The 16,504-nt window shown below is 62.7% G+C and carries 14 protein-coding genes; 8 read left to right on the plus strand and 6 right to left on the minus strand.

Annotated features, from left to right (window positions below):
• Positions 1-210 precede the first annotated feature (210 nt).
• Together ACODSJ_RS24085 and purT are read left to right on the plus strand one after the other, a co-directional pair.
• Positions 211-678, plus strand: coding sequence for a preQ0 transporter (locus tag ACODSJ_RS24085; RefSeq protein ID WP_489104121.1), 468 nt, complete (start codon positions 211-213; stop codon positions 676-678).
• Positions 679-779: 101 nt separating this feature from the next.
• Positions 780-1,961 (plus strand): formate-dependent phosphoribosylglycinamide formyltransferase, encoded by a 1,182-nt coding sequence (gene purT / locus ACODSJ_RS24090; RefSeq protein ID WP_489104122.1) that lies wholly within the window; start codon positions 780-782, stop codon positions 1,959-1,961.
• Positions 1,962-2,329: 368 nt separating this feature from the next.
• Here purT and ACODSJ_RS24095 read toward each other — a convergent pair whose 3' ends face one another.
• Positions 2,330-4,744 (minus strand): glucose/quinate/shikimate family membrane-bound PQQ-dependent dehydrogenase, encoded by a 2,415-nt coding sequence (locus ACODSJ_RS24095; RefSeq protein WP_489104123.1) that lies wholly within the window; start codon positions 4,742-4,744, stop codon positions 2,330-2,332.
• 224 nt (positions 4,745-4,968) lie between these two features.
• On the opposite strand from ACODSJ_RS24095, the gene ACODSJ_RS24100 reads away from it, so the two are divergent.
• Entirely contained in the window at positions 4,969-5,199 is a 231-nt protein-coding gene (locus tag ACODSJ_RS24100; protein WP_135847012.1) for a VF530 family protein, read from the plus strand.
• Between the two features lie 9 nt (positions 5,200-5,208).
• A complete protein-coding gene (locus ACODSJ_RS24105; RefSeq protein WP_489104124.1) occupies positions 5,209-5,856 on the plus strand; it encodes a Pr6Pr family membrane protein in 648 nt (215 codons plus the stop codon).
• A gap of 137 nt (positions 5,857-5,993) precedes the next feature.
• Here ACODSJ_RS24105 and ACODSJ_RS24110 read toward each other — a convergent pair whose 3' ends face one another.
• The 3 genes from ACODSJ_RS24110 to ACODSJ_RS24120 are packed head-to-tail and all read right to left on the minus strand — an operon-like array spanning position 5,994 to position 7,339.
• The gene (locus tag ACODSJ_RS24110; protein ID WP_489104125.1) at positions 5,994-6,203 is read right to left on the minus strand and encodes a DUF1289 domain-containing protein; all 210 of its coding nucleotides are present in this window, start codon (positions 6,201-6,203) and stop codon (positions 5,994-5,996) included.
• Positions 6,200-6,724 carry a gamma carbonic anhydrase family protein gene (locus ACODSJ_RS24115; protein WP_489104126.1) on the minus strand — a complete coding sequence of 175 codons (525 nt, stop codon included), beginning with the start codon at positions 6,722-6,724 and terminating at the stop codon, positions 6,200-6,202. The genes ACODSJ_RS24110 and ACODSJ_RS24115 overlap by 4 nt, the downstream gene beginning before the upstream one ends.
• 15 nt (positions 6,725-6,739) lie before the next feature.
• On the minus strand, positions 6,740-7,339 hold the full coding sequence (locus tag ACODSJ_RS24120; RefSeq protein WP_489104127.1) for a CoA pyrophosphatase: 600 nt from the start codon (positions 7,337-7,339) through the stop codon (positions 6,740-6,742).
• A gap of 147 nt (positions 7,340-7,486) precedes the next feature.
• On the opposite strand from ACODSJ_RS24120, the gene ACODSJ_RS24125 reads away from it, so the two are divergent.
• The 3 genes from ACODSJ_RS24125 (at position 7,487) to ACODSJ_RS24135 (ending at position 10,030) form a co-directional block, all read left to right on the plus strand.
• Positions 7,487-8,038, plus strand: coding sequence for an NUDIX hydrolase (locus tag ACODSJ_RS24125; protein ID WP_489104128.1), 552 nt, complete (start codon positions 7,487-7,489; stop codon positions 8,036-8,038).
• A gap of 39 nt (positions 8,039-8,077) precedes the next feature.
• Positions 8,078-8,584: a L,D-transpeptidase family protein gene (locus ACODSJ_RS24130; RefSeq protein WP_489104129.1), complete on the plus strand. Its 507-nt coding sequence runs from the start codon at positions 8,078-8,080 to the stop codon at positions 8,582-8,584.
• A gap of 360 nt (positions 8,585-8,944) precedes the next feature.
• The gene (locus tag ACODSJ_RS24135; RefSeq protein ID WP_489104130.1) at positions 8,945-10,030 is read left to right on the plus strand and encodes a scabin-related ADP-ribosyltransferase; all 1,086 of its coding nucleotides are present in this window, start codon (positions 8,945-8,947) and stop codon (positions 10,028-10,030) included.
• A gap of 405 nt (positions 10,031-10,435) precedes the next feature.
• On the opposite strand, the gene ACODSJ_RS24140 is transcribed toward ACODSJ_RS24135, so the two are convergent.
• A complete protein-coding gene (locus tag ACODSJ_RS24140; RefSeq protein ID WP_489104131.1) occupies positions 10,436-10,747 on the minus strand; it encodes an NGG1p interacting factor NIF3 in 312 nt (103 codons plus the stop codon).
• A gap of 4 nt (positions 10,748-10,751) precedes the next feature.
• Positions 10,752-14,648, minus strand: coding sequence for a phosphoribosylformylglycinamidine synthase (gene purL, locus ACODSJ_RS24145; RefSeq protein ID WP_489104132.1), 3,897 nt, complete (start codon positions 14,646-14,648; stop codon positions 10,752-10,754).
• A 288-nt stretch (positions 14,649-14,936) separates the two neighbouring features.
• Here purL and mltF point away from each other — a divergent pair, with 288 nt between their 5' ends.
• The gene (gene mltF / locus ACODSJ_RS24150) at positions 14,937-16,397 is read left to right on the plus strand and encodes a membrane-bound lytic murein transglycosylase MltF (RefSeq protein ID WP_489104133.1); all 1,461 of its coding nucleotides are present in this window, start codon (positions 14,937-14,939) and stop codon (positions 16,395-16,397) included.
• The last annotated feature ends 107 nt before the right edge of the window (positions 16,398-16,504 follow it).

Genomic DNA, 16,504 nt, shown 5'->3' on the forward strand with positions numbered 1-16,504 from the left:
TTTGGGCGCAATCATAGCGCCCGATTGAAGTGTCCAAAATCATTAGGCCAGTTCACAGCAGCCCCCCAAGCAGTCACCTCGATCTTTCTGATCCATAGAGTTGTCAGGTTTTAGGTCTGCTTCGCAGCCCAGCGGGAGCAAGCTCCCTCGCCACGAGGTTATCGTTGCCCTTGAGGGTGTCACTCCACATTCCACCCGGTATCCAGCCCCATGCTTTTCCTGCTCGCCTACATCAGCAGCGTCGTGCTGATCAACTTCGCATTTTCCGCCGCGCCGCACCTGGACGTTCTCTGGTCGGCCTGGGGCGGGTTGGTGTTTATCCTGCGCGACATGGTGCAGACCCGTTTCGGCCATGGCGCCATCGTCGCGATGCTGGTGGCGCTGGTGTTGTCCTACGTCACCTCCGACCCGACCATCGCCTTGGCCAACGCCACGGCGTTCGCGGTGTCCGAGTGCATCGACTGGCTGGTGTTCACCGTCACCAAGCGCCCGCTGCATGATCGGTTGTGGCTCAGTTCGGCCCTGAGCATTCCCCTCGACACGTTCATTTTCTTCGGCCTGATCGACGCCTTGACGCCTGCGGTGGTGACCACCGCCCTGCTCTCGAAATTCGCCGGGGTCACGGTCGTCTGGCTGATCATGGCCTGGCGTCTGCGCAAACAGGCCGTCGCCGGCTGAAGCCAAACCCCGCGGTTCATGTAAAATGCCGCGTTTTCTCCCCTCGGGAAGCTCGCCCGGCGTGCAACCCTCGACGACCGCTCCTGTTTGAGGATCTTCAGATGACCCGTATCGGAACTCCCTTGTCGCCCACCGCGACCCGCGTTTTGTTGTGTGGCAGCGGTGAGCTGGGCAAGGAAGTGGTAATCGAGCTGCAGCGCCTGGGCGTTGAAGTGATCGCCGTGGATCGCTACGCCAACGCGCCGGCCATGCAAGTGGCCCATCGCAGCCATGTGATCAACATGCTCGACGGCGCCGCCCTGCGTGCGGTGATCGAGGCCGAGAAGCCGCATTTCATCGTGCCGGAAATCGAAGCCATCGCCACCGCCACCCTGGTGGAGCTGGAAGCCGAAGGCTTCACCGTGATCCCGACGGCCCGCGCCGCGCAATTGACCATGAACCGCGAAGGCATCCGTCGCCTGGCCGCCGAAGAACTGGGCCTGCCGACCTCGCCGTATGTCTTCGCCGATACCGTGGAAGACTACCGCAAGGCTGTGGAAACCCTCGGCTTCCCGTGCGTGGTCAAGCCGGTGATGAGTTCCTCGGGTAAGGGCCAGAGCCTGCTGCGCAGCAGCGATGACGTGCAGAAAGCCTGGGACTACGCCCAGGAAGGCGGCCGCGCCGGCAAGGGCCGGGTGATCATCGAAGGCTTCATCGATTTCGACTACGAAATCACCTTGCTCACCGTGCGTCACGTTGGTGGCACCACGTTCTGTGCACCGGTCGGCCACCGTCAGGAAAAGGGCGACTATCAGGAATCCTGGCAGCCCCAGGCCATGAGCCCGGCGGCCCTGGCCGAATCCGAGCGCGTGGCCAAGGCCGTGACCGAGGCCCTGGGTGGCCGCGGTATGTTTGGCGTCGAGCTGTTCATCAAGGGTGACCAGGTGTGGTTCAGCGAAGTCTCGCCGCGTCCGCACGACACCGGCCTGGTCACGCTGATCTCCCAGGACCTGTCGCAGTTCGCCCTGCATGCCCGCGCCATTCTCGGCTTGCCGATCCCGCTGATCCGTCAATTCGGCCCGTCGGCCTCGGCGGTGCTGTTGGTGGAAGGCCATTCGACCCAGACCGCCTTCGCCAACCTCGGCGCCGCCCTGAGCGAACCCGACACCGCCCTGCGCCTGTTCGGCAAGCCGGAAGTCAACGGCCAACGCCGCCTGGGCGTGGCCCTGGCCCGCGACGAATCCATCGAAGCCGCCCGCGCCAAGGCAACCCGGGCTTCGCAGGCGGTGAAGGTCGAGTTGTAATACCCGAGGAAGTCCCTACTGCGGCTGGGATTTGCAGGGAACTTCATGTGGGAGCAAAGCTTGCTCGCGATAGGGCCAGGTCAGTCGACATCGATGTTGGCTGATCTATAGCAATCGCGAGCAAGCTTTGCTCCCACAGGTGTTTCAGGCTTACACAGATACTCCAGACTCACCACTCTTGCTTACACAGAAACTTCAGACTCACCACTCTTGTGGCGAGGGAGCTTGCTCCCGCTGGGCCGGTCCGACGCCTCGGGCGAAGCGGCCCCCGGCTTTGCCAGCCATCACATCGCCGGGGATGCTGACGCATCCAGCGGGAGCAAGCTCCCTCGCCACAGAGACCGGTGCTCAAAGAGACTCCGCGCGGCTCAATCCGGCAGTTTGTACGCCATCACATAGTCACCCTGCTTCGTCCCCAGCGAGCCGTGACCACCCGCCACGACCAGCACATATTGCTTGCCGTCCTTGCCGGTGTAGGTCATCGGCGTGGTCTGGGCACCGGCGGGCAGGCGGCCTTCCCACAGTTGCTTGCCATTCTTCACGTCATAGGCGCGCAGGTACTGGTCGAGGGTGCCGCTCAGGAACGCCAGGCCGCTGGCCGTGGTGAACGTGCCGCCCAGGCTCGGGACGCCCATGCTCAGCGGGATCGGGACCGGCGAGCTGTCACGCACGGTGCCGTTCTTGTGCTTCCAGAGGACCTTGTTGTTGGTCAGGTCCACCGCGGCCACATAACCCCAGGCAGGCGCCTGGCACGGCAGGCCCATGGGCGAGAGCAACGCTTCGAGGATCACCCCATAGGGCGCGCCCTTGTTCGGCTGCACGCCTTCGGTTTCGCTCTTGCGCCCCGGGCCGCCGGCCACTTCGGCCGCTGGCACCAGTCTGGATTTGAACGCCATGTAGCTCGGGTTGACGAAGGCGAGCTGACGCACCGGGTCCACCGAAATGCCGCCCCAGTCGAACACGCCGAAGTTGCCCGGGTAGACGATGGAGCCTTGCAACGACGGCGGCGTGAACATGCCGTCATAGCGCAGCGACTTGAAGTCGATCCGGCAGAGCATCTGGTCGAACGGCGTCACGCCCCACATGTCGCGCTCGTGCAACACCGGTGGCACCAGGTTCAGGTCAGACATCGGCTGGGTCGGCGAAGTGTGGTCGCCTTCCACCGCGCCTTGCGGCACCGGGACTTCCTTGATCGGCACGATCGGCTGGCCGTTGCTGCGGTCCAGCACATAGATGCTGCCTTGCTTGGTCGACGCCAGCACGGCCGGCTTCACGCCGTCGGCAGTCTTCAGGTCCATGAGCGTCGGTTGACCACCCACGTCCATGTCCCACAAGTCATGGTGAGTGAACTGGAAGTACCAGCGCACCTTGCCGGTGGCGATGTCCAGGGCGGTCAGGCCGGCGGAGTATTTTTCCGACTCCGGTGTGCGCAGGCCACCGAACTGGTCGGGGGTCTGGTTGCCCATCGGCAGGTAGAGCATGCCGAGTTTTTCGTCGACGCTGAACATCGACCACATGTTCGGCGAGTTGCGGGTGTAGGTCTGGCCTTCGGCAATCGGCGTGGTGTCGTCCGGCTTGCCGCTGTCCCAGTTCCACACCAGCTTGCCGGTGTGCACGTCGTAGGCACGGATGACGCCACTCGGCTCATCGGTGGAGACGTTATCGGTGACGTGGCCGCCGATCACCACCAGGTTCTGGGTGACCGCCGGTGGCGACGTGGAATAGTAACCGCCGGCCGTGAAGCCGCCGATGTTGGCGGTCAGGTCGACCTGACCCTTGTCGCCGAAGTCCTCGCACACCTTGCCGGTGTCGGCATTGAGGGCGATCAGGCGGGTGTCGGCGGTCGGCAGGAAGATCCGCCGCGGGCAGGTGGTGCTGGCCGGCGCGGTGCTGGCGGCGCCGGTCGGGCTCTGCTCGGCGGAGGCGTACACGGCGTCGTCGTGATAAGTCACGCCGCGGCAGGTCATGTGGGCCCAGCCCTTGAAGTTCGCGGCCTTTTGCGTGGACAGCTTCGGATCGAAGCGCCAGATTTCCTTGCCGGTCTCAGGCTCCAGGGCGATTACCTGGCTGTGGGGCGTGCACACGTAAAGCATGCCGTTGACCTTCAGCGGGGTATTTTCAGCGGTGGTTTCACCGGGATCGTTCGGCCCTGGCAGGTCACCCGTGCGGTAGGTCCAGGCCGGCACCAGTTTGCTGACGTTCTGCGGGGTGATCTGCGCCAGCGGCGAATAACGGTCGCCATGGGCGCTGCGGCCGTAGGAATTCCAGTCGCCCTCCGGCATGGCCGGTGCGGTGTTGGTCATGCCTTGCACATTGTCACGGTCCAGTTGCCCCTTGATTTCACCCGGGTTGGTGAACTGGCTGGCCAGCGCTGCGACACCGGCAATGACCACGGCGGCGCCCAGTGCGCGGGTGCCCGTGGGCGAGGCGTCGGCGCTCAGCAGCGGGTGGCGGAACCACGGCAGCAACAGGACAATCCCCAAGGCGAACAGCATCGCCAGGCGCGGCACCAGTTGCCACCAATCCAGGCCGACCTCCCACAATGCCCACACGGTACTGGCGAACAACACCAGCGCGTACAGCCCCAGGGCCGCACGGCGGGCCATGATCAGCAGCACGCCGGTCAACGCCAGGCCGATCCCGGCCAGCAGGTAATAGAGCGAGCCGCCAAGCGTGCTCAGCTTGATTCCCCCGGCCAACAGGGCCAGGCCCATCAATAGAAGCAGAATGCCGAGCAGGCTCGGTAGCAGACGGCTTCGACTCGAAGCACCTTCAGCGCTCATAGTGTGATTCTCCGTGACGTTTAAGGAGTCCCGCGCAACAAGTAGTCACTGTAGATGACGATCCAGAAGGGGCATGGTTCAGTAAAAAAAGGCCAGATATTGCTCCCCTCCCTTGTGGGAACCCGTTCGCCGCAGCCACCGAGATAACAAACGCTATGCTTCCACCACAAGGGCACCTCGGCTAAGGTGCGCGGCTTTACACCCTTTTCGCGCAAAGGCCTTCCATGAACGAACCGAACAACAACCCGCTGCACGGCGTGACGCTGGAGCAGATCCTCAATGCCCTGGTGCAACATTACGAATGGTCAGGCCTGGCCGAACGCATCGATATTCGTTGTTTCAAGAGCGATCCGAGCATCAAGTCGAGCCTGACTTTCCTGCGCAAGACCCCCTGGGCCCGGGAAAAAGTCGAACGCCTGTACATTAAGCTGATGCGCACCAAACGGCCGGTCTGAACCTTGGCGATGGGTATCGGGCTGCACCTCACGCCGCGACCGCGTTTCGTGTCGGTGGCGGCGCTGCTGGGCTGGGCCGGGTTGAGCATCCAGCTGTACTTGATCCTGTGGGGACGCTGGGAGCTGGGCGCGAGCCTGCTGGGCGGGTTGGTGAACACGTTCAGTTTCTTCACGGTGTTGACCAACACCCTGGTGGCCGTGGTGCTCACCTGGGAACTGACCCCGCGCCCCTCGCCGGTCCGGCGCTGGTTCCTGTTGCCGAGCGTGCGCAGTGGCGTCGCGGTGAACATCGCCCTGGTCAGCCTGGCCTACAACCTGCTGTTGCGTCACCTCTGGCAACCCGAAGGCTGGCAGTGGGTGGCCGACGAATTGCTGCACGACATCGTGCCGTTGCTGTACATCGTCTATTGGTGGCTGTGGGTGCCCAAGGGAACGTTGCGCCTGGGCCACATCGGACTGTGGGCCCTCTACCCCGTGGTGTATTTCGCCTACCTGTTGCTGCGCGGCAATTTGCTGGGGGCCTACCCCTACCCGTTCATCGACGTGGCGAACCTGGGTTATGTGCAGGTGTTCGTCAATGCCGGGGGGATATTGGCGGGGTTCGTGGGGATTGCGTTAGCGGTAGTGGGGGTGGATCGGTGGGCATCGTTGAAATAGCCGCGTGAGTCAAACCTGTGGGAGCAAGGCTTGCCCGCGATGAACGATAACGCGGTCCACCTGAAGACCAGGGCGCCTGCATCGCGAGCAAGCTTTGCTCCCACAGATAGGTGCCCCATCGGGGATGATGTTCACAATCACCGCCGCGCCGGCAACATCCACACCAACCCACTGGCCTTGGCCCGTTCATGACACAACGCTAACACCTCGCGGCGCTCGGCGTTGTCCATCCGGCTCCACCGGGTGATTTCCGCCACGGTGCGCTGGCAACCGGTGCAGATGTCGTCATCGTCCAGCGCGCAGATGCTCACGCAGGGCGAAGGGACCGGGCGCTCTGGCGCGCTCATGGTTCCTGCTCGGCCAGGTCGCGCGCATAGCGCTGGGCATTGTGCACATAGTGCGCGGCGCTGGCTTGGAGCATCTTCTTCTGGGCCTCGGTCAATTCACGCACCACCTTGCCGGGCGAGCCCATGACCAGTGAGCCGTCGGGAATCTCCTTGCCTTCGCCGATCAGAGAATTGGCGCCGATGATGCAGTTCTTGCCGATCTTCGCGCCATTGAGAATCACCGCGTTGATGCCGATGAGGCTGTAGTCGCCCACTGTGCAACCGTGGAGCATGGCGTTGTGGCCGATGGTCACGCCGGTACCGATGGTCAGCGGGTAGCCCATGTCGGTGTGCATCACCGTGCCGTCCTGCACATTGCTGTCCTTGCCAATCAGGATCAGTTCGTTGTCGCCGCGCAGCACGGCGTTGAACCAGACATTGGCGCCCTCTTCGAGGCGCACTTTGCCCACCAAGGTGGCATTGGGCGCGACCCAGCTCTGTGGGTGGGTTTCGACACGGGCATCGCCCAGGCGGTATTTCATGGGTTCCTCGGGACGTCAGGTATTGATGAAGCTTCTGGGTGGCTTGTGCAGGTCGATACCGGCGTCGAACAGCAGGTTGACCAGCTCGACGATCATGATCGCCGTCAGGCCCCAGATCTTGTACTCGCCAAACCGGTAGCTGGGCACGTACCAGCTGCAACCTTGATAGTCGATGCGATGGGTGTGCTCGCGCGGGTCCTTGCGGAAGAACTCCAGCGGCACGCTGAACACCGCGGCGATCTCGGCATCGTTGGCCTGGTATTCGACGAAATCCGGAATCACCCCGACATACGGCGTGACCTTGATGCCATGCAAGGAGATCAAGGGGCTCAACGGGCCGATCACTTCCACCAGGCCGGGGGGCAGGCCGATTTCTTCCTCGGCTTCGCGCAGGGCGGTGAAAATCAGGTCCGGGTCCTCCGGGTCCCGACGCCCGCCGGGGAACGCCACTTCGCCGCCATGGGTCGAGAGGCCGCTGGCGCGCAGGGTCAGCACCAACTCCGGATCGTCACGGCGGCTGATCGGCACCAGCACCGCGGCCTCAGGAAAACGTCGGTCGACCTGCAGATCGCGCGGGGTATGGTTGCTTACTCGATGCAGTAGCTCGTCCAGCATGAGACTTCTCGATTCATTCGCTACCTTGCATCATGCACCAATCAATCAAGCGGCCCAACCCCTGGCACCGCGTCGTGTCGCGAAACGACAACTTGCCGACACCGGCCCACGCACGCCAAGATAGGCGCAGCCTCCAGGAATCCAAGCATGAAATTCTGCAGCCAGTGCGGTAACCCCGTGACCCAGCGCATACCCGAGGGCGACTCGCGCCTGCGCTTTGTCTGCGACACCTGCCACACCATCCATTATCAGAACCCCAACATCGTGGCCGGTTGCATACCGACCTGGGGCAGCCAGGTGCTGTTGTGCCGACGCGCCATCGAGCCGCGACGCGGTTATTGGACGCTGCCGGCGGGCTTCATGGAGAACGGCGAAACCGTGGAACAGGCCGCCGAGCGCGAAACCGCCGAGGAAGCCTGCGCCCGGGTTCGCAATCTGCGCATCTATACGCTGATCGATGTACCGCACATCAGCCAGGTCCATGTATTCTTCCGCGCCGAACTGGTGGATGAAGATTTTGCCGCAGGGACAGAAAGCCTTGAGGTGAAACTGTTCGAAGAAGCCGACATCCCCTGGGATGAGTTGGCCTTCCGCACGGTCGGCCGCACCTTGGAGTATTTCTTCGCCGACCGGCGAGCCGAGGCTTACCCGGTGCGATCCGAATCGATCCCGCCGCTGGCCCAGCCCGCCAACACCTGAAAACCATTTAGCCGCGACACTTCTAGGGATACCGTTTCAATGCGTTGGTTGCTTGTCCTGCTTTGCTTGTCGTTCAGCGCTGTGTCCCAGGCCACGTCAGTGGGGACCTCTTACTCCAAGCCCATTGAGAAAGTGCTGGTGCTCAAGTCCGCCCATCAATTGCAATTAATCGTCGACGGTCAACCGTTCAGGACCTACCGCATCTCTCTGGGCAAAGGCGCGAAGAAAGGCCCCAAGCTGATCGAAGGCGACAAGCGCACCCCCGAAGGTCTCTATTGGATCGACTGGCGCAAGACCAGCGAGAACTACTACCTGTCGATGCACATCTCCTACCCCAACATCAGCGACGCCGCCCGCGCCCGCCGCGAGGGCGTCGAGCCCGGCGGCATGATCATGATCCACGGCACACCGGATTCGGAAGAGAATCCTGAGCAGTTGTTCCATACGCTGGACTGGACCGACGGCTGCATCGCCATGCGCAATGTGGACATGCGCGAAGTCTGGAACCTGGTGCCGGATGGGACGATGATCGAGATTCGGCCGTAATTATTGCCAAACCCAATACAAATCCTGTGGCGAGGGAGCTTGCTCCCGCTGGGCTGCGCAGCAGACCCAAGGCAGGCAACTCCATTTTTCCTGGTACACCGGGTCGTCAGGTTTTGGGGCCGCTTCGCGCCCCAGCGGGAGCAAGCTCCCTCGCCACAGGGGACGGTGTCGATCTCACATCTTGCTACAAGTCCCGGAAGCGGAGCGCAACCGCCTCATCAACCTTGATCTACGCTCAAAACTGATGTGGTGGCGCGACGCCCCGCAGAATTCAAAGTGAGACGTGTCACGTCGAAGCATAGGCAGTCATGACGTATGTGATTCGACAGGGCTTCACCTGCTCAAGATGAGACTTCGATCATGACAACCCCAAACAGTTTTACCCGGGCGACAGCCGTCGCCGCGGTAGCGTGCGCGTGTGTGTGGCAGCCCGGCCACGATGCATGGGGCGCCGGAACGCCGGCAGATGGAAAAGAGGAACCGTGGTACACCGCCTGGCTCCAGGTCACGGCAGATCCGAGCGTGGATATCCGCGAAACCAAGCCCTCGTTGCGCTGGCGTACCGACATGGACACGCTCTACCGGGGGGATACGACGGATCAGGGCCTCGATGCCTTCGAGAAGGGGCTGTTGCCCAAAGCCGTGAATTTTCCCGAGAACGAATGGGTGTACGACTGGTACACCCACGGGGGCGGGTCCGCGCGGACGGTGTTCAGCAGCACAACGCGCAGCCTGGTCTGGGCCCAACACTACGCCAGCGAGTGGGTGTACGAGTTCACTGCTCCCCACGGAATCGACCAGGTGCAATCGGGGGGGCACTTTCCCGGCGAGCAGGAAGTCAGCTACCCAGGTGGAGTCAAGGCGCACTTCATCAAGAAGGCCTGCAGAAAAAACAATCTTGCCAGATGCGAGGCGAACCCAAACTACCGTGAACCCACCGGCCGCGAGTCGATGCAGGACGTCGCCGCGATTTCCATCAACTGGGACAAGCTGACACCTCCAGTGGGGCTGACATGGGTGACGACCAAGCAATCCCTTTGGGCCGTCGGCTCCACGACGATCAACCCCGTGCAAGGCGCGGATGCGCTTGCCCATGGTCTAAGGGCCTGGAACTCTTTGCCAGCGAATTTGAGATCGGTGAGGCAGCCGGAGTCTCCGGAGGCCAAATCGGTCGTAGTGGCATTTCGTGACTATAGCGAAGCCAAGCTCTGGGCAACCGGGGAAGCATCAAACGGCGGCTGGGTGTATGAAGTCAGGCCCAACGTGGTGGCGGTGGATTTGTCGGTGCCTAACGCCGGTTCCCGCGAAGGCGCCTATGCGTTCATCGGCGGCATCAAGGGAGGCCTGTTGATGAACGCCCGCCGTTTCGAGAAAGGCGTGAGTGCACCGGTCGAGTGTATTGGCATCGAAAAAGAAGCGTGCCGGCTCGAGAACGTCCACCAATAGTTTCACACAGGGTGGAGGGTCCACTTGAGGCCCTTGTAGGCTCCCTCGCCCTGCTATGGCGAGGGAGCTTGCGACCGCTGGGTCGGGCCGACGACGGGGGACTGTCAGAAATTTTGTGTTCGGGCATCACATGCGTTTAAGGTGCATGCCATGGCCCTTCGCGGCGGGCCCACGGAGCAATGCCTTCGTTCGGGAACACCGAGCCTTGGCGAGGTGCCCAGTGGTGGGGCCAAGCCTTTTTTGCTTACTTTTTTTGGCGTCTGAAAAAAAGTGAGCCGCCGTAAGGGCGGAACCCTAAGCCGCCACGACCGCAGCAACGGATATACACACAAAACTCGCCCCCAATAAAAAACCCGCCGATCTACTCAGCGGGTTTTTCATTCAAGCGATTCAAGCGCAGGAAGATCAAAAATCCTCCAACCGCCACACTTCATAAGCCGGCGTCTCATAGGGATGGCTCTGCTTCAGCGCCTCCACCACCGCACGAATCAACTCATCAGCGACAACCAGCTCCACCTTCCACTCCTCGACCTGCTCGACCTGCCCTGCCTCGCCAATGAACGGCTGGCTGCCGTCCAACGGGCGAAACTGGCCCAGGCCCAGCACTTGCCAGGCGCAGTGGTCATAGTCGCCGATTCGTCCGCCACCGGCAGCGAATACGGCGTTTTTGACCTCGTCCACATGGCTGGCCGGGACGAAGAAGCAGAGCTTGTACACCGCCTCAGTTCACCCAGACGCGGGCGTTGCGGAACATGCGCATCCAAGGAGCGTCTTCGTTCCAGTCGTCCGAACGCCACGAGTTCTGCACGGCACGGAACACACGCTCCGGGTGCGGCATCATGATCGTGACGCGGCCGTCGCGGCTGGTCAGGCCGGTGATCCCGCGCGGCGAGCCGTTCGGGTTGGCCGGGTAGGTTTCGGTGACCTTGCCGTGGTTGTCGACGAAACGCAGCGCCACGCAACCGGACAGATCGGCTTCAAGCAACGCTTCTTCGCTTTCGAACTCCGCATGGCCTTCACCGTGGGCAATGGCGATTGGCATGCGCGAACCGGCCATGCCTTGCAGGAAGATCGAGTTCGATTCTTGCACCTGGACCATGGCCACGCGGGCTTCGAACTGCTCGGAACGGTTGCGCACGAAGTGCGGCCAGAACTCGCTGCCTGGGATCAGCTCGTGCAGGTTGGACATCATCTGGCAACCGTTGCACACGCCGAGGGTGAAGCTGTCGGTGCGTTCGAAGAAGCCCTGGAACGCATCGCGGGCACGGCTGTTGAACAGCGCCGACTTGGCCCAGCCTTCACCGGCGCCGAGTACGTCACCGTAGGAGAAGCCGCCACAGGCGACCATGCCCTTGAAGTCGTTCAGGTCGACACGACCGGCGAGGATGTCGCTCATGTGCACGTCGATCGCGTTGAAGCCGGCGCGGTCGAATGCCGCCGCCATTTCCACCTGACCGTTGACGCCCTGCTCGCGCAGGACCGCCACTTGTGGGCGAATGCCTTTCTTGATGTAGGGCGCGGCCACATCGAGGTTGACGTCGTAGCTGAGCTTGGCGCTCAGGCCCGGGTTGTCTTCTTCCAGCAGTGCGTCGAATTCCTGCTCGGCGCACTCGGCGTTGTCGCGCAGGCGCTGGATCTGGTAGCTGGTCTGTGCCCACTCGCGCTGCAACAGGCGGCGCTGGCCTTCGAAGACGATTTCACCGTCGAAGGTGATGTTGATGTGCGCATTGTTGATCGGCTGGCCGATCACCGAGACGCAGTCGGCCAGGCCGGCTGCGCTGAACTGGGCGAGGACGTCCGGGGTGGCGTCCTGGCGAACCTGGATCACTGCACCCAATTCTTCGTTGAACAGGATGGCCGGGATCTCAGCGGCCGATTCGGCCACGCTGTCCAGGGTCAGGTTCAGGCCGCAGTGGCCGGCAAAGGCCATTTCCACCACGGTGGTCAGCAGGCCGCCGTCGGAACGGTCGTGATAGGCCAGCAGGTGGCCGTCGGCGTTGAGGCCCTGGATCACGGCGAAGAACGCTTTCAGGTCTTCGGCATCGTCGACGTCCGGCGCTTGCGAACCGAGCTTGCCATGTACCTGGGCCAGGATCGAGGCGCCCATGCGGTTCTGGCCACGACCCAGGTCGATCAGGATCAGGTCGGTGGTGCCCTTGTCCATGCGCAGCTGCGGGGTCAGGGTCTGGCGAATGTCGGTTACCGGGGCGAAACCGGTCACGATCAGCGACAGCGGCGAGGTCACGCTCTTGTCCACGCCCTCTTCTTTCCAGCGCGTGGCCATGGACATGGAGTCCTTGCCCACCGGAATGGTAATACCCAGCTCTGGGCACAGTTCCATGCCGACGGCCTTGACGGTGTCGTACAGGCGGGCGTCTTCGCCCGGGTGGCCGGCGGCGGACATCCAGTTGGCCGACAGCTTGATGTCGGAGATCTTGCCAATGCGCGAGGCAGCGAGGTTGGTCAGGGTCTCGCCGATCGCCATGCGGCCCGACGCCGGGGCGTCCAGCAGTGCCAGCGGCGTGCGCTCACCCATCGCCATGGCTTCGCCGGTGTAGACGTCGAAGCTGGTGGCGGTCACGGCAACGTCGGCCACCGGCACTTGCCATGGGCCGACCATCTGGTCACGGGCCACGAGGCCGGTGATGGTGCGGTCGCCGATGGTGATCAGGAAGCTCTTGCTCGCCACGGCCGGGTGGTGCAGGACGCGCTCGATGGAGTCGGCGAGGTCGAGGGTGGACGGATCGAAGTCGTCGCCCAGCTCGGCTTCGCGAACGGCCGAACGGTGCATGCGCGGGGCTTTGCCCAGCAGCACTTCCAGCGGCATGTCCACCGGGCTGTTGCCGAAGTGGCTGTCGGTCACGGTCAGTTGCGGCTCGGCGGTGGCTTCGCCAACCACGGCGAATGGGCAGCGCTCGCGTTCGCAAATGGCCTTGAAGCGCTCGAAATCAGTTGGGCCGACCGCCAGGACGTAACGCTCCTGGGATTCGTTGCTCCAGATTTCGTGTGGGGCCATGCCCGGCTCGTCGTTCGGAATGTTGCGCAGTTCGAAGCGGCCACCACGGCCACCGTCGTTGACCAGTTCCGGGAAGGCGTTGGACAGGCCGCCCGCGCCGACGTCATGGATGAAGCTGATGGGGTTGTGTTCGCCCAACTGCCAGCAACGATCGATGACTTCCTGGCAACGGCGTTCCATTTCCGGGTTTTCCCGCTGGACCGACGCGAAGTCCAGGTCCGCCGAGCTGGTGCCGGTGGCCATGGAAGATGCTGCACCGCCGCCCAGGCCGATGAGCATGGCCGGGCCGCCGAGGACGATCAGCTTGGAGCCGACCACGATCTCGCCTTTCTGCACGTGTTCGGCGCGGATGTTGCCCATGCCGCCCGCGAGCATGATCGGCTTGTGGTAGCCGCGAACTTCTTCACCGCGTGGAGTGGCGATGGACTGTTCGAAGGTACGGAAGTAGCCGGTCAGGGCCGGACGGCCGAATTCGTTGTTGAACGCCGCGCCGCCCAGTGGGCCTTCGATCATGATGTCGAGGGCGTCGACGATGCGCTCAGGCTTGCCGTAGGGTTTTTCCCACGGTTGTTCGAAGCCCGGGATCTGCAGGTTCGACACGGTGAAACCGGTCAGGCCAGCCTTGGGCTTGGCACCGCGGCCGGTGGCGCCTTCGTCGCGGATCTCGCCACCGGAGCCGGTGGACGCGCCCGGGAACGGAGCGATCGCGGTCGGATGGTTGTGGGTCTCGACCTTCATCAGGATGTGCACCGGCTCCTGGACCGCACCGTACTGGCGGGTCTCAGGGTTCGGGAAGAAGCGGCCGGCGACGTTGCCGACGATCACCGCGGCGTTGTCCTTGTAGGCCGAGAGCACACCTTCGTTGTGCATCTGGTAGGTGTTCTTGATCATGCCGAACAGGCTTTTTTCCTGGCTCTGGCCGTCAATGTCCCAACTGGCGTTGAAGATCTTGTGGCGGCAGTGCTCGGAGTTGGCCTGGGCGAACATCATCAGTTCGATGTCGTGGGGGTTGCGCTTCAAACCCTGGAAGGCATTGACCAGGTAATCGATCTCGTCTTCGGCCAGGGCCAGGCCCAGCTCGACGTTGGCTTTTTCCAACGCGCCGCGGCCACCGCCCAGTACGTCGATGGCGGTCAGCGGCTTGGGTTCGGCGTGGCTGAACAGGCCGGCGGCCTGCTCCAGGTTGCCCAGTACGACCTGGGTCATGCGGTCATGCAGGCCTTCGGCAATCAACTGGGCTTCGGCTTCGCTGAATTCACCGGTGACATAAAAGGCAATGCCGCGCTCCAGGCGCTGGATTTTCGCCAGGCCGCAGTTACGGGCGATGTCGCTGGCCTTGCTCGACCACGGCGAAATGGTGCCGAAACGTGGCAACACCAGGAACAGGCGACCGGCCGGCTCCTGGACAGGAACGCTTGGACCGTACTTCAGAAGGCGCGCGAGCACCTGCTGTTCGTCGCCGGTCAAACCGCCGGTGACTTCGGCGAAGTGAGCGAATTCAGCATACAAGCCACTGACAGCCGGAACCTTCTGGCTCAGTTGCTCAAGGAGTTTGCTGTGGCGAAAGGCAGAAAGGGCAGGAGCGCCGCGCAGGATCAACATCTTCGGGACAGCCTCGGGAAGGGGGTGTGCTTTGAGGCCGTGCATTCTAGCCTAAACCGCCGCCGACGGCACCCGAAACGGCACGCGCAGTGCTGGCCGAATGTCGGTCTTTGCGCGCACGGCGGTATTGGACACCCGTGCCAACGCTGGCGAAGAGATATTTTTCAGCGACGTAAATCCCTGCGCCCCCCGGCCGGCCTGTGTTGCGGACATGTTTTGCAACCGCTAGCAGACTGGCCTTTTGCTGTCGAGATATGGCGTCAGGGGCCGTTTGCGTATACTGCGCAGATGTTTTCCCCAACGGCTTTGCGTCCGCGATACGCCAGGTGGCTGATCGCAACCGGACTCTTCCTGGTGCTCAGTGGTTGTGTTGAGAAACCCAACACACTGGAGCGCGTAAAGGAGGATGGCGTGCTGCGGGTGGTTACCCGAAACAGCCCCGCCACCTACTTTGAGGATCGTAACGGTGAAACCGGCTTCGAATACGAGCTGGTGAAACGCTTCGCCGACGATTTGGGGGTGGAGTTGAAGATCGAGGCCGCCGACAACCTCGACGACCTGTTCAGCCAGATCGGCAAGCCCAACGGCCCGGTATTGGCCGCCGCCGGCCTGGTCAGCAGCGAGCAGCGCAAGAAACAGGTGCGTTTCTCCCATTCCTACCTGGAAGTCACTCCGCAGGTCATCTACCGCAACGGCCAGTCGCGCCCCACCGACGCCGCCGCCCTGGCCGGCAAGAAGATCATGGTGCTCAAGGGCAGCACCCACGCCGAACAGCTGGCCCAGTTGAAACAGCAATACCCGGGCATCGAGTATGAAGAGTCCGACGCGGTGGAAGTGGTCGACCTGCTGCGCATGGTCGATGAAGGCCAGATCGACCTGACCCTGGTGGATTCCAACGAAGTGGCGATGAACCAGGTGTACTTCCCCAACGTCCGCGTGGCCTTCGACCTGGGCGACGCCCGCAGCCAGAGCTGGGCAGTGGCTCCTGGCGAAGACAACAGCCTGCTCAACGAAATCAACAGTTACCTCGACAAGGTCCAGAAGAACGGCACCCTGCAACGCCTGAAGGACCGTTATTACGGCCATGTCGACGTCCTCGGCTACATGGGCGCCACCACCTTCGCCCAGCATTTGCAGCAACGGTTGCCCAAATACGAACAGCATTTCAAGGCCTACGCCAAGCAAGAGAAGGTCGATTGGCGCCTGCTGGCCGCGATCGGCTACCAGGAATCGCTGTGGCAACCGGCGGTGACGTCCAAGACCGGCGTGCGCGGGCTGATGATGCTGACCCAGAACACCGCCCAGGCCATGGGTGTGTCCAATCGACTGGACCCGAAACAAAGCATCATGGGCGGCGCCAAGTACCTGGCGTACATGAAGGATCAACTGGACGAGAGCATCGAGGAACCGGACCGCACCTGGTTCGCCCTCGCCGCTTATAACGTGGGCAGCGGCCATCTGGACGACGCCCGCAAGCTGGCGGCCAAGGAAGGGCTGAACCCGAACAAGTGGCTGGACGTGAAGAAGATCCTGCCACGCCTGTCCCAGAAACAGTGGTACAGCAAGACCCGCTACGGCTACGCCCGGGGCGGCGAGCCGGTGCATTTCGTGGCGAACATCCGTCGCTACTACGACATCCTGACCTGGGTGACGCAACCGCAGCTCGAAGGCAACCAGGTGGCCGAGGGCAACTTGCACGTGCCGGGTATCGACAAGAGCAAGCCGAACCAGGAAACCCCGCCGCTATAAAGCGGAACCCAATTCCTGACGCTGTGATGAACCTGTGGCGAGGGAGCTTGCTCCCGCTCGGTTGCGTAGCAACCGCAAAATCTTGGGGCCGCTGCGCAGCCCAGCGG

The sequence above is a fragment of the Pseudomonas sp. FG6 genome (assembly GCF_057809015.1).

What these genes read in the sequence shown, in the direction of transcription:
- ACODSJ_RS24120 (WP_489104127.1), bottom strand. Translation starts at nt 7,339, where the DNA reads ATGCTGGACGAGCTACTGCATCGAGTAAGCAACCATACCCCGCGCGAT.
- ACODSJ_RS24125 (WP_489104128.1), top strand. Translation starts at nt 7,487, where the DNA reads ATGAAATTCTGCAGCCAGTGCGGTAACCCCGTGACCCAGCGCATACCC.
- ACODSJ_RS24130 (WP_489104129.1), top strand. Translation starts at nt 8,078, where the DNA reads ATGCGTTGGTTGCTTGTCCTGCTTTGCTTGTCGTTCAGCGCTGTGTCC.
- ACODSJ_RS24135 (WP_489104130.1), top strand. Translation starts at nt 8,945, where the DNA reads ATGACAACCCCAAACAGTTTTACCCGGGCGACAGCCGTCGCCGCGGTA.
- ACODSJ_RS24095 (WP_489104123.1), bottom strand. Translation starts at nt 4,744, where the DNA reads ATGAGCGCTGAAGGTGCTTCGAGTCGAAGCCGTCTGCTACCGAGCCTG.
- purL (WP_489104132.1), bottom strand. Translation starts at nt 14,648, where the DNA reads ATGTTGATCCTGCGCGGCGCTCCTGCCCTTTCTGCCTTTCGCCACAGC.
- purT (WP_489104122.1), top strand. Translation starts at nt 780, where the DNA reads ATGACCCGTATCGGAACTCCCTTGTCGCCCACCGCGACCCGCGTTTTG.
- mltF (WP_489104133.1), top strand. Translation starts at nt 14,937, where the DNA reads ATGTTTTCCCCAACGGCTTTGCGTCCGCGATACGCCAGGTGGCTGATC.
- ACODSJ_RS24105 (WP_489104124.1), top strand. Translation starts at nt 5,209, where the DNA reads ATGGGTATCGGGCTGCACCTCACGCCGCGACCGCGTTTCGTGTCGGTG.
- ACODSJ_RS24100 (WP_135847012.1), top strand. Translation starts at nt 4,969, where the DNA reads ATGAACGAACCGAACAACAACCCGCTGCACGGCGTGACGCTGGAGCAG.
- ACODSJ_RS24110 (WP_489104125.1), bottom strand. Translation starts at nt 6,203, where the DNA reads ATGAGCGCGCCAGAGCGCCCGGTCCCTTCGCCCTGCGTGAGCATCTGC.
- ACODSJ_RS24115 (WP_489104126.1), bottom strand. Translation starts at nt 6,724, where the DNA reads ATGAAATACCGCCTGGGCGATGCCCGTGTCGAAACCCACCCACAGAGC.
- ACODSJ_RS24085 (WP_489104121.1), top strand. Translation starts at nt 211, where the DNA reads ATGCTTTTCCTGCTCGCCTACATCAGCAGCGTCGTGCTGATCAACTTC.